This is a genomic window from Kitasatospora sp. NPDC096147, assembly GCF_044763225.1.
Lineage (GTDB): Bacteria > Actinomycetota > Actinomycetes > Streptomycetales > Streptomycetaceae > Kitasatospora.
This window is the reverse complement of the sequence record NZ_JBIWFX010000002.1, coordinates 558,449-570,833: the sequence shown is the minus strand read 5'-3', so window position 1 is coordinate 570,833 and position 12,385 is coordinate 558,449. Positions and strand designations below refer to the sequence as shown.

Sequence of the window (12,385 nt, the reverse complement as noted above, 5' to 3'; positions counted from 1 at the left end):
GGTTGCCCCGGACTGCGGGCCATTCTCGCCTACCGGACCGAGGCCCTCCAGTGCCCCGGGAGGGGAATCTGACGGAACGTCCGGTGACGCGCGGGCCGGGGAGGTGCCGACCGGGCCACCCGGAACGAGCCGGAGCGGCCGGGGCGGCGCGGGGTCAGCGCAGGGCGGCGGCTTCGGCCGCGACCAGCTCGGCGGTCTGCAGCAGGTTGAGCGCGGCGCCCTTGCGCAGGTTGTCGCCGCAGAGGAAGAGGTCGAGCGCGGTGGGGTCGTCCAACGCCCGCCGGACCCGGCCGACCCAGACCGGGTCGGTGCCCACCGCGTCGTTCGGGGTGGGGAACTCGCCGGCCGCCGGATCGTCGTAGAGCACCACGCCGGGCGCCCCCTGGAGGATCTCCTGCGCCGCCTCGCGGGTGACCTCGCGTTCGAAGACCGCGTGCACCGCCAGCGAGTGGGTGGTGAGCACCGGGATCCGCACGCAGGTGGCGGAGACCTTGAGGTCCGGCAGGCCGAGCACCTTGCGGGGCTCGTCGCGCAGCCGCAGCTCCTCGGAGGACCAGCCATCCTCGGCCGGGGTGCCGACCCAGGGCACCGCGTTCATCGCCAGCGGAGCGGGGAACGGACCGTGGTCGCTGACCACCGCTCGCAGGTCACCGGTCAGCTCCCCAACGCCGGTGCCGGCGATCTCGCCCAACTGCCCGCGCAGGGTGGCCATCCCGGCCCGGCCAGCGTCGGAGGCGGCCTGGTAGGAGGACACCACCAGCTCGCGCAGCGCGTACTCGGAGTGCAGCGCGGCCAGCGCGCCGATCATGGTGAGGGTGGTGCAGCCGGGGGTGGCCAGGATGCCGCGCGGCCGGATCATGGCGGCCGGGGCGTTCACCTCGGGCACCACCAGCGGGACGTCCGGGTCCTGCCGGAAGGCGGCCGAGCCGTCGATCACCACGACGCCCTTGGCGGCGGCGACCGGGGCCCAGCGGGCGGCCACCGGCTCGGGCACCGCGAGCACCGCGACGTCGACGCCGGCCAGCGCCTCCTCGGTGAGTTCGAGCACCTCGGTCTCGATCCCACGGACCGTCAGCTTGCGGCCCGCCGAACGGGGGGAGGCCAGCAGCCGCACCTCGCCCCAGACGTCCTGCCGGACGGAGAGGAGGCCGAGCAGCACCCCGCCGACGACGCCGGTGGCGCCGATCACGGCCAGGTTCGGCCTCCTCCCCGCCGAGGTCATCGGCCGGTGCCGCCGTAGACGACCGCTTCGTCGCTGTCGCTGTCCAGGCCGAAGGCGCTGTGCACGGCGCGGACCGCCTCGGCGACGTCGTCGGCGCGGGTGACCACCGAGATGCGGATCTCCGAGGTGGAGATCAGCTCGATGTTCACGCCCGCCTCGGAGAGCGCCTCGAAGAAGGTCGCGGTGACCCCGGGGTTGGAGCGCATGCCCGCGCCGACCAGCGAGATCTTGCCGATCGCGTCGTCGTAGCGGAGCGACTCGAAGCCGATGCCCTCCTTGACCCGGCCCAGCGCGTCGATGGCCTTCTGGCCCTCGGTCTTCGGGCAGGTGAAGGAGATGTCGGTGAGGCCGGTGGACGCGGCGGAGACGTTCTGCACCACCATGTCGATGTTGACCTCGGCATCCGCGATGGCGCGGAAGATCCGGGCGGCCTCGCCCGGCTTGTCGGGCACGCCGACGACCGTGACCTTGGCCTCGGACGTGTCGTGGGCGACTCCGGAGATGATCGCCTGCTCCATCTCGCCCCCTTCGGGCTTGGTCGGATTGGTCCTGCTGACAATGGTCCCCGGCAGGCCGGAGAAGGACGAGCGTACGTGAATCGGGATGTTGTAGCGCCGCGCGTACTCCACACAGCGGTCGAGGAGCACCTTGGAGCCGGAGGACGCCAGCTCCAGCATGTCCTCGAAGCCGATCCAGTCGATCTTGCGGGCCTTCTTCACCACGCGCGGGTCGGCGGTGAAGACGCCGTCCACGTCGGTGTAGATCTCGCAGACCTCGGCGTTCAGCGCGGCGGCCAGCGCCACCGCCGTGGTGTCCGAACCGCCCCGGCCCAGCGTGGTGATGTCCTTGCTGGCCTGCGAGACGCCCTGGAAGCCGGCCACGATGACGATGTTGCCGTCGTCCAGCGCGTCCCGGATCCGGCCCGGCGTCACGTCGATGATGCGCGCCTTGTTGTGCACGGAGTCCGTGATGATGCCAGCCTGACTGCCCGTGAAGGACTGGGCCTCGTGGCCCAGCGACCGGATCGCCATGGCCAGCAGGGCCATCGAGATCCGCTCCCCGGCGGTCAGCAGCATGTCGAACTCGCGCCCGGAGGGGATCGGGGAGACCTGCTCCGCGAGTTCGATGAGCTCGTCCGTCGTGTCACCCATGGCGGACACCACGACGACGACCTCATGGCCGGCCTTCTTGGCGTCTACGATCCGGCGGGCGACGCGCTTGATGCCCTCGGCATCCGCAACGGATGAGCCGCCGTACTTCTGCACGACAAGGCCCACGTGCGCTCCTCGACTAGTGTCGGTTTCGGGGGGTGGTGGCCCCCGCACCCCCGGTGAGCGGGGGTTCTGCGGTCGGGCGCCAGTCTAGCGAGCGGCCCGGCGCCGACCGGCGGATTCCATATGATGAGACGCTGATCTCGTCCCCTGGGCGGACCGGACCGGCGAGTCTGCGGGTCCGGCCGGGCCGCCCCGGAGATTTGCCGGGGCGGAGCCCGTCCGGCTGCCGTTTTCCCGCCCGGACGGCGCGGATGACTGGTACGTCACACCCGCCGCCCGGGCCGGCCGCCGGACGCGGCCCGGTCGCCTACAGACCGAGCTCGGCCGCCATCAGATCGCCCGCCTGCTTCTCCAGCTGCTCGTCGGTGAGGCCGTCATCGTCGGTGTCCGCACCGTCCGGCACCGCACCGATCGGGCTGTCCAGCCGGACGTGCGCGATCAGCGACTGGAGCGCCCGCAGCACCGCGCTGCAGGTCGAGCCCCAGCTCGACAGGTAGGAGAACTGCCACCACCAGAGCGCCTCGCTGACCCGGCCCTCCTGATAGTGCGTCAGGCCGTGCCGCAGCTCGCTGACCACGCCCGCCAGGTCGTCCGAGATCCGGAACGCGTTCGGCTTCTCCGGCGGCCCGTACGGGTCGAAGACCTCGTGGTAGACGTCGATCGGAGCGAGCAGCTCGGCCAACTTCTCGCGCAGCTCGATGCCGTCCGGCTCCGGGCCGGCGTCCGGCTCGAACCGGTCCTCCGGCAGCACGTCCTCGATCGCGCCGAGGCGCCCGCCGGCCAGCAGCAGCTGGGAGACCTCCAGCAGGAGCAGCGAGACCGCACTGCCCGGTTCGTCGCCCTTGGCGACCTCGGTCACGGCCAGCACGAAGCTCCCGACCGAATCCGCGATCTGCACCGCGAAGTCGTCCGGCTCGTCCGCGCCGTGGCTGATCCGGTTACCGCTGCTCTGGTCAGACATCGAGAAGTCGTCTCCCTTCGAAGGCCCGTCCGAGGGTGACCTCGTCGGCGTACTCCAAGTCCCCACCGACCGGCAGGCCGCTGGCCAGCCGGGTCACCTTCAGGCCCATCGGCTTGCAGAGCCGGGCCAGGTAGGTGGCGGTCGCCTCCCCCTCCAGGTTGGGGTCGGTGGCCAGGATCAGCTCGGTGACCGTGCCGTCCGCCAGCCGGGTCATCAACTCGCGGATCCGCAGGTCGTCCGGGCCGACCCCCTCGATCGGGCTGATCGCCCCGCCGAGCACGTGGTAGCGGCCCCGGAACTCGCGGGTGCGCTCGATCGCCACCACGTCCTTGGGTTCCTCCACCACGCAGATCACCGCGAGGTCGCGGCGCGGGTCCAGGCAGACCCGGCACTGCTCGCTCTCGGCGACGTTCCCGCAGGTCACGCAGAACCGGACGCGCTCCTTGACCTCCAGCAGCGCGTGCGCCAGCCGGCGGACGTCCACCGGATCGGCCTGCAGCACGTGGAAGGCGATCCGCTGCGCGCTCTTGGGCCCGACGCCGGGCAGCCTGCCCAGTTCGTCGATCAGGTCCTGAACCACGCCCTCGTACAACGTCGCGCCTCTCTTCGGCCCGGGCCGGCGGCCGTGCCGCCGACTCCGGTGCCATCATCCAACGAGTCGGGCGCCGGACACACCGTCCGACGCCCGACTCACGATAAATCCCCGCAGCGCGTTCGAACCGGCGCTCCGGATCGTCCCGGCGAGCGGCCCGGGCCCGGCCACGGCTCCCGCTCGGGCTCCCCCTACCGCTGCGGCTCCGGCCGTGGGGCTCAGAAGCCGAGGCCGGGCAGACCGCCGCCGAGACCCTGGGCCAGCGGGCCCATCCGCTCGGCCTGCATCTTCTGCGCCGTCGCGTTGGCGTCCCGGACGGCCGCCAGCACCAGGTCGGCCAGCGTCTCGGTGTCCTCCGGGTCCACGGCGGCGGGAGCGATGGTCAGCGCCACCAGCTCACCCGCGCCCGTCACCGTCGCCTCCACCAGACCGCCGCCGGCCGAGCCCGAGACGTGCGTCTCGGCCAGCTCGCGCTGTGCCTTGCCCAGCTCCTCCTGCATCTTCTGCGCCTGCTTGAGCAGCTGCTGCATGTTGGGCTGGCCACCACCAGGGAACACGGGTCACTCCTGAGATCTCGGGTCGTTCTTGCTCGTTCCAACGCTCCGGACCGAGCCTACGTGCCCGGCCCCGCGGGCAGGTGGTGTCAGCGGTTGTGCCGGATCTCCTCCAGCACCGTGGCACCCAGCTCGCGGACGATCAGCTCGGTCGGGTCCACGCCCGGCTGCTGGGCGTGCACGGGCGGACCCGTGTACACCTCGTCACCCTCGATGTCGTAGTCGTCCGGCGGGTAGTCGTCGTGCGGGGGCTGCTCGGCGGCGGGCGCCGGGGGCGCAGGCTGCTGCACGGGGGGCGCCTGCTCGGCGGCGGGCGCCGGAGGCTGCGCGGCGTACCCGGGCGCGGCGTACCCGGGCGCGGCGGCCGGGGCCTGCGGCTGCTGCATCTGCGGGGCCGGAGCCGGCGCTGCCGGCACGGCCGGGGCCTGGACGGCAGCCGGGCCCGGCTGCGGCGCCTGCGGCGGAGCGGCGGGCTGCGGGGGGCGGGCCTGCTGGAACGCCTGCGGCTGCTGCGGCTGGGCACCCCAGCCACCACCCGCCGGCGCGGCCGGCTGCTGGGGCGCACTCCCGCCGCCACCGCCCGGCCCGTTCGTCCCGCCCGAGGGGTCGACGATGCACTCGACCCGCCAGTCCACCCCGAGGGCGTCGGACAGCGCCTGCTTCAGCACGTCGTCGCTGTTGCTGCTGACGAAGCTGTCGCGGGCACCCGCGTTGATGAACGAGACCTGGAGCACGCTGCCGTCGAACCCGGCCACCTGCCCGTTCTGGCTGAGCAGGATCCAGGTGAACCGGCGACGGTTCTTCACCGCCTCCAGGATCTGCGGCCACAACTGCCGCACCTGACCGGCTCCCTGCTGCGCCGCCACCGACGGCTGACCGGCAACGGACGGCTGCTGCACCTGCGGCGCTGCGGCCACGGCCGGGGCGGGCTGCGGCGGCTGCTGGACGGCTGGGGCGGGCGTGGCCGCCGGCGCGGGTGCTCCACCGCCGGCCGGGAAACTGCGCGGGATCGGCCAGGCACCGGGCGCGGGCTGAGCCGCCGTCACCCCGGCCTGCGGGGCGGGCTGCTGAGGCGCCGTCGGCTGGGGCTGCGCCGGCGCCGCCGGCATCTCCACCGGGGGCGCCGCGTGCTGCACCGGCTGCTGGACCGCCTGCTGGGCCTGGTGCTGCACCGGGGGCGCCATCTGCTGCACCGGAGGCAGTTGCTGCGCAGGTCCGGCCGCGAAGCCTCCGGCCGTCGCCCGCCGCTCCAGCTTGTCCAGCCGGGCCTGCAGCGACAGCTCGTCCCCGTACGCGCCCGGCAGCATCACCCGGGCACAGATCAGCTCCAGCTGCAGCCGAGGCGCCGAGTTCCCGCGCATCTCGGTGAGGCCGGTGTTGACGATGTCCGCCGCCCGGCTGAGGTCGGCCGGGCCGAAGCGGTCGGCCTGGGCCTGCATGATCGCGATCCGGTCGGCCGGCGCGTCGATCAGGCCCTTCTCCCCCGCGTCCGGCACGGTGGCCAGGATCACCAGGTCGCGCAGCCGCTCCAGCAGGTCGGTGACGAACCGCCGGGGGTCGTTCCCGCCCTCGACCACCCGGTCGATCACCTGGAACACCGTCGCCCCGTCGTGCCCGGCGAACGCGTCCACCACCTCGTCCAGCAGCGCCGAGTCGGTGTACCCGAGCAGCGCGGTGGCCATCTGGTAGGTCACGCCACCCTCGGTGGCTCCGGCCAGCAGCTGGTCCATCACCGACATCGAGTCACGGACCGAGCCCGCGCCCGCCCGCACCACCAGCGGGAACACCGGGTCCTCGACCTGGATGCCCTCCCGGCCGCAGACCTCCGCCAGGTAGTCCCGCAGCGTGCCGGGCGGCACCAGGCGGAAGGGGTAGTGGTGGGTCCGGGACCGGATGGTCCCGATCACCTTCTCCGGCTCGGTGGTGGCGAAGATGAACTTGAGGTGCTCCGGCGGCTCCTCCACCACCTTGAGCAGCGCGTTGAACCCGGCCGAGGTCACCATGTGGGCCTCGTCCAGGATGAAGATCTTGTACCGGCTGTGCACCGGAGCGAAGAACGCCCGCTCGCGCAGCTCGCGCGCGTCGTCCACACCACCGTGCGAGGCGGCGTCGATCTCGATCACGTCGATCGAGCCCGGCCCGCCGGTCGCCAGGTCCCGGCAGGACTGGCACTCGCCGCAGGGCGTCGGGGTGGGGCCCTGCTCACAGTTGAGGCAGCGGGCCAGGATGCGGGCGCTCGTCGTCTTCCCGCAGCCGCGCGGCCCGCTGAACAGGTACGCGTGGTTCACCCTGTTGTTGCGCAGGGCCTGCTGGAGCGGAGCGGTCACGTGCTCCTGCCCGATGACCTCGGCGAAAGTCTCGGGGCGGTAGCGGCGGTACAGGGCTAGGGACACACCCCGACGATATCGGGCCAGACGGACACCCGGGCCGCCCCCGGAAACGCAAGGACCCCTCGTGCACCCGCCAGAGCCCTCCTACCCTTGCTGCCTTCCGGCCCTGGGGGGGTTCAGAGAGATGACGCCACACGAGGGGCTGGCCCCCACACTAGCGGATCCCGGACCCGGGCCGCACCACCCCACCCACTCCCCGATCCGCAGGCACCCACCCTCGACCACCTGCGGAAGGTTGGTCGCGAGCACCCCCGGACATGTACTAAGCTCTCCCACGGAGGATTCGCCTAGAGGCCTAGGGCGCACGCTTGGAAAGCGTGTTGGGATAAAACCCTCACGAGTTCGAATCTCGTATCCTCCGCCTTCACGAAGGCCCCGGACCGCGCAGCGGCCCGGGGCCTTCGTCGCTCCCGGACACCGTCCGGAACGGCAGGGCTCGACGACGCCAGGGATACGGGCAAGCCGGATGGGTCGGCGAGGGCCTGCGCGCGACGGGCGCTCGGCCATATCGTCGTCCTCCGAGGACCGAACCGGTCGGGCGATGGAGGACGGACACCGAGATGCGGGCTGAGGAAACACACTTCGCCGACCTGGTCCAGGGACGGGCCCAGCAGTTCCAGGTCCCGCTGTACCAGCGGACGTACTCCTGGACCGAGAAGCAGCTGACGCAGTTGTGGAGCGACATCCTCGACCAGGCCGAGCTGGTGGGCACCGACCCGACGGTGCACACACACTTCCTCGGCTCCGTCGTGCTCGCGCCGTCGCCGCAGAACGAGGCGACGTTCCCCCGCTGGCTGGTCGTCGACGGCCAACAACGGCTGACCACCCTCTCGCTCGCGCTCATGGCCGTCCGTGACCACATCGCCGGCACCCATCCGGACGAGGCCGAGCGCATCGACGAGGACTACCTCATCAACAAGCGCAAGCCGGGAGAGCAGCGCCTCCGTCTCCTCCCGACCCAGGCGGACCGGCCGCAGTACGCCGCGCACGTGAACGGCGCGCCGCCGGTACCGGCGGCGGGCGACCGGGTCTCGGAGGCGTACCGCTTCTTCCGGATCAGGCTCCTGGAGCTCTCCGGCTCGGAGGAGCCCTCGGCGACGCAGGAAGCACTCCGGATCGAGCAGGCCATCACTTCGCGGCTCACGCTGGTCGCCGTCACGGCGGAGCGCGGTGACAACGTGCACCGCATCTTCGAGTCCCTCAACAACACCGGCCTGAAGCTCAGTCAGGCCGACCTGCTGCGCAACTACCTGTTCATGCGCCTGCCGACCCGCGGTGAGCAGGTGTACCAGCACCACTGGCTGCCGCTTCAGAACAGCCTCGGCAACGACGAACTCGAACAGCTCATGTGGCTGCAGCTGGTCCTGGACGGCGACGACCGGGTCCGCCGTCAGGATCTGTACACCGCTCAGCAGCGACGCTTCGAGGACGGGGCGGTGAGCGGGACACCGGCCGAGGCGGACATCGAGGCGTACATCAAGGAACTGCACCGCCGCAGTGCTCATTTCCGAAGGATCATCCGTCCGGAGGAGGAGCCCGACCTCGTGGTCCGCGGACACCTGAAGCGGTTGCAGGACTGGCAGGCGGTGGTGACGCACCCCGCGCTCATGGTGCTGCTCGACCGGCGCGATCGGGGAGACGTGGACACCGGCGAGGCGGTCCGCTCGCTGTCCTACATCGAGAGCTTCCTGGTGCGGCGGACTATCTGCCGGGTACCGACGAACAACCTCAACCGGATCTTCCAGTCCGTACCCGCTCAGCTTCCCCGGGACGAGGGGGTGGCCGACGGACTGCGCCGGGTCCTTTCTGCCGAGAACCGGTCCTGGCCCGACGACGACGAGCTGCGCGAGAAGATCCGCACCGCGCCGTTCTACCAGTACGGGCGGTCGAACCAGCGCAAGCTCGTGCTGCAACGCCTGGAGGAGAGTTACGGGCATCCTGAGCCGGTCGACTTCGCCTCGGCACGTCTCACCATCGAGCACGTACTGCCGCAGACGCCCGGGAACGAGTGGCTGCGCATGCTCGAGGACGACGCCGCCGACGGCGAGAGTGCGGAGGACCTGCACTCCCGGCTTCAGCACACCCTCGGCAACCTGACCCTCACCGCCGTGAACTCCGAGCTGTCGAACCACCCCTTCGAGCGCAAGCAGGGGCTCCTGAACGGCAGTCACCTGGAGATGAACCGTCAGATCGCCGCCACCGACCGCTGGGGTGCCAAGGAGATCCTGGCGCGGGCCGACGACCTCGCCGACCGGGCCGTCCACCTGTGGCCGGCCCCGCTCGGAGGTGTGGGGCGTGCCGAGCGGAGCCGCGACTGGCAACTCGCCCACCGAGCGCTGGCCGCGCTCCCGCACGGTACCTGGACGTCCTACGGAGACCTCGCCGCGTTCATCGGCTCGGGACCGCAAGCGGTCGGCACCCACTTGGCCAACGCCGAAGGGCTGACCAACGCCTACCGCGTCCTCAACGGCGACGGCAAGATCGCGGAGGGCTTCCGTTGGACCGGGCCGGACGGTGGCGACGTACGCGCCCGGTTGAGCGCCGACGGCATCCACTTCACTGCCACCGGGGCCGCAGACCCGGCTCAACGCCTCGACGTCGACGACCTCTCGTTGCTCCTGGACCGGACGGAGGGACGGTCGGCGGAGGAGACCTCACTGGCCGGCCCGGAGCAGGAGGGGGAGGAGACCCGGGCCGCACGCTTCCTGCGCCAGCTCTCCGCCGACGACTCCCCGGCCACCGTCGCCGCCGTCCGGGAGCTCCTCACCCGGTGGGAGGGGCTCGGAGGCTGGATCGGCTACGGTGCCGGCAAAGTCACCACCAGCGCGTTCCTCATGCTGGGCCGTGCGGGAGCACCGGGGCAGGGCATCTGGCCGCTCACGCTGTACCCCGGGGGCGGGCGGGGCGGCACTGCCGAGGTCGTCTTCGCCCACATGGCGAACCGCGAACCGTTCGTCGACCGGGCACGCCGCGCCGAACTGCTGGACCGGCTCAACGCCCTGGACGGCGTCACGATCCCGGAGGGCAAGTTGGAGCTCCGCCCCAACTTCCGTCTCGCCGTGCTGGAGAAGAGCCAGGACCTGGAGCTCTTGGAGGCTGCACTGCTGTGGTTCCGGGACCGCTGGGAGGAGCACCGCCGGGGCTGACGGCCCCGGCGGAGCACTGGTTCGTCGGCGCACGCCCCTAAGGTCGTCCTGGATACGGACTGCGGAAAGGGGTAGGTGTGGCCGTCATCGACGACCAGTACAGCGACATCCTGGACAGGCTCCGGGGCAGGATGCCGGGCTTGGCCGACCAGGTGGAACAGGAGGTCCGCCACGGCCGCGTCGTCTCCGGGCAGGAACTCCGGGACGAGGGCCAGTACGAGGAGCGGGCCAGCCGCCTGGCCGCGACGGAGCTGCCACCACTCGGCAAGAGCGATGTCGCCGTGATCCCGTACACCGGCGAGGAACGCCTGGAGCTGGTCCGCGAGGCCCTGCTCACGCTGGCCGAGACGATGTACGCGACGCGGAGGTCCGCGCTGAGCATGGCCCTGGCACGCGGGATGGAGACGGACGTCGAGTTCGGGGATCCCGAGCTCGAGGAGATCTCCCACATCGACCTACAGGCGGAGACGGAGCAGGCACACCAGGCGCTGCTCGTCGTCCGGCAACTCCTGGATTCGGACCCGGACGCACCCACGGAGGTCGTGCGATGACCAAGGCCGAGCTGGTGGCCGCCATCGAGAAGGCGATCGGCACCTTGCAGCAGGTGTACCGGAACGGCGCGGACGAGTCCGACCTCTACGAGGCGTCCCTGCTCGCGCTGTGCCTCGATGCCGCAGGGGCCGCCGGCGGGACCGTCCTGCTCACCCAGAACGGCATCGATCCGGCACCCGCCCTCCGCTTCCGCCGGGCTCCGGGCAACATCTGGTCCGGCAACTTCACCTACGCACTGGTCAGTTTCCCCGGTACCTCGAAGCAACTCGAAGTGCACCTGGGCGTCTTCGTCGTCGCCGGCCGGTCGAAGGTGGCTCACGAGTGCGATGTCGCGATCCTCGATCACCAGGAGGCCGAGCGCAGCCGGCAGGGTTTCGTCCACCCCCGGAACAGCAAGCTGGTCGCGGCGATCGAAGCCAAGCACTACAGTGCCTCACCGTCCCTTGGCATCGGCCGGGCCTTCCTCGGCCTCGCGCAGGAACTGGGCGAGAAGAACAGCTCGTTGGTGTATCCCTCGAAGAGTTCGGCCAATCTCGCGGGGCTCATCGCCAAGCGCCCCAGCGAGGCCTACTCCGAGCTCCTGCCCGGGACGCCTGCGGCCGACCGGCTGCGGTCACGCCTCGACCAGGCGATCCGGAACTGGAAGGACCGCATCTGACCACTCGCGGGCTCCGCACGGTGCGGCGACCGGAGAGCCGCGTCAGAGCGGGCCCTCCGGTCGCCTTCACCGAACACCGTCCGGTCGAACGTGTCGCATCAGCTGAAGTCCATCGCGTGGTCGGTGGTCCACTCGGTGTACGGGCGGGGCTGACGGCCGGTCAGGGTGTGGATGGTGTCGTTGACCAGGGCCGGCTTGCCGGTGGTGTCGGCCATCAGGTCGAGCAGGGCGGCGACGAAGTCGGGGTCCATGAACCGGCTGAGCTGGGCGCGGACGGCCTCGTGCGGGACCTCCTCGAAGGTGAGCGGGCGGCCGAGGGCCCGGCCCAGGACGGCGGCCTGCTCGGTCTGGGTGAGCGACTGGGGGCCCGTCAGCTCGTAGACCCGGCCGGCGTGGCCGGAGGCACCGAGGACGGCGGCGGCTGCCTCGGCGACGTCGCGCTCGTGCACCAGCGAGGCGGCGGCTGCGGCGTGCGGGCCGCGGATCACGTCACCGGCGCCCAACTGCATCGCCCAGGCGAGGGAGTTGATCGCCGGGAAGAAGAGGCGGAGGAAGGTCCAGTCGAGGCCGGTGGCGCGGATCTCGCGCTCGACCCGTGCGTGGTACGCGGCGATCACGTCGGGCTGCGGGTCCGCGCCGTCGCCGACCACGGCGCCGGAGGAGAGGAACACCACCTGCCGCACCCCGGCCCGGACCGCCTGGTCCAGCAGCGGCCGGGCGTCCAGGCCGTAGGGCAGCACCAGGAAGAGTTCGGTGACGCCGTCCAGTGCCGCACCGAGGGTCGCGGCCTCGGCCAGGTCGCCGCGCACCACCTCGACGCCGGCCGGCAGCCCGGCCCGCTCGGGGGTACGGGACAGGGCCCGGACCGGCCGCCCGGCCGCCGCCAGCGCCTCCACCGTCTGCCGTCCGAAGTGTGCGGTCGCGCCGATCACCAGAATCATGAGGGTTCCTCCCCGGAAATCACCGTGCTGGTCAGTGCCTACGAGAAGGACAGTAGAGGCCATCTAGGTCAGGAACCGTCCGCTATGCCCGACCA

At 71.7% G+C, this 12,385-nt stretch carries 10 protein-coding genes, 1 tRNA gene and 1 other RNA gene; 4 read left to right on the top strand and 8 right to left on the bottom strand.

The genetic code is table 11. The annotated features are described in order from the left end of the window. Positions 1-154: 154 nt before the first annotated feature. The 7 genes from ACIRBX_RS08140 to ffs all read right to left on the bottom strand — a co-directional run bounded on the left by ACIRBX_RS08140 (position 155) and on the right by ffs (position 7,137). Entirely contained in the window at positions 155-1,222 is a 1,068-nt protein-coding gene (locus ACIRBX_RS08140) for an aspartate-semialdehyde dehydrogenase (protein WP_402294541.1), read from the bottom strand. Then, positions 1,219-2,499, bottom strand: coding sequence for an aspartate kinase (locus ACIRBX_RS08135; RefSeq protein ID WP_402294539.1), 1,281 nt, complete (start codon positions 2,497-2,499; stop codon positions 1,219-1,221). Before ACIRBX_RS08135 ends, ACIRBX_RS08140 begins: the two co-directional genes overlap by 4 nt. 304 nt (positions 2,500-2,803) lie before the next feature. Further along, positions 2,804-3,457, bottom strand: coding sequence for a DUF5063 domain-containing protein (locus ACIRBX_RS08130; protein ID WP_402294538.1), 654 nt, complete (start codon positions 3,455-3,457; stop codon positions 2,804-2,806). Then, complete coding sequence (gene recR / locus ACIRBX_RS08125) at positions 3,450-4,049, bottom strand: recombination mediator RecR (RefSeq protein WP_402294536.1); 600 nt, start codon at positions 4,047-4,049, stop codon at positions 3,450-3,452. Before recR ends, ACIRBX_RS08130 begins: the two co-directional genes overlap by 8 nt. Before the next feature lie 218 nt (positions 4,050-4,267). After that, entirely contained in the window at positions 4,268-4,606 is a 339-nt protein-coding gene (locus tag ACIRBX_RS08120) for a YbaB/EbfC family nucleoid-associated protein (protein ID WP_402294535.1), read from the bottom strand. 86 nt (positions 4,607-4,692) lie between these two features. After that, positions 4,693-6,996 carry a DNA polymerase III subunit gamma and tau gene (locus tag ACIRBX_RS08115; protein ID WP_402294533.1) on the bottom strand — a complete coding sequence of 768 codons (2,304 nt, stop codon included), beginning with the start codon at positions 6,994-6,996 and terminating at the stop codon, positions 4,693-4,695. Positions 6,997-7,046: 50 nt separating this feature from the next. Beyond that, an RNA gene (ffs, locus tag ACIRBX_RS08110) (signal recognition particle sRNA small type) lies at positions 7,047-7,137 on the bottom strand. 132 nt (positions 7,138-7,269) lie between these two features. On the opposite strand from ffs, the gene ACIRBX_RS08105 reads away from it, so the two are divergent. The 4 genes from ACIRBX_RS08105 (at position 7,270) to ACIRBX_RS08090 (ending at position 11,349) form a co-directional block, all read left to right on the top strand. Beyond that, positions 7,270-7,354 (top strand) — tRNA-Ser (locus tag ACIRBX_RS08105). 199 nt (positions 7,355-7,553) lie between these two features. Beyond that, on the top strand, positions 7,554-10,139 hold the full coding sequence (locus ACIRBX_RS08100; RefSeq protein ID WP_402294532.1) for a DUF262 domain-containing protein: 2,586 nt from the start codon (positions 7,554-7,556) through the stop codon (positions 10,137-10,139). Between the two features lie 77 nt (positions 10,140-10,216). Then, positions 10,217-10,690: a hypothetical protein gene (locus ACIRBX_RS08095; protein ID WP_402294531.1), complete on the top strand. Its 474-nt coding sequence runs from the start codon at positions 10,217-10,219 to the stop codon at positions 10,688-10,690. After that, the gene (locus ACIRBX_RS08090; protein ID WP_402294529.1) at positions 10,687-11,349 is read left to right on the top strand and encodes a hypothetical protein; all 663 of its coding nucleotides are present in this window, start codon (positions 10,687-10,689) and stop codon (positions 11,347-11,349) included. The genes ACIRBX_RS08095 and ACIRBX_RS08090 overlap by 4 nt, the downstream gene beginning before the upstream one ends. Positions 11,350-11,447: 98 nt before the next feature. Here the strand turns inward: ACIRBX_RS08090 and ACIRBX_RS08085 are convergent, their stop codons facing one another. Then, on the bottom strand, positions 11,448-12,290 hold the full coding sequence (locus ACIRBX_RS08085) for an NmrA family NAD(P)-binding protein (protein ID WP_402294527.1): 843 nt from the start codon (positions 12,288-12,290) through the stop codon (positions 11,448-11,450). Positions 12,291-12,385: the final 95 nt, after the last annotated feature.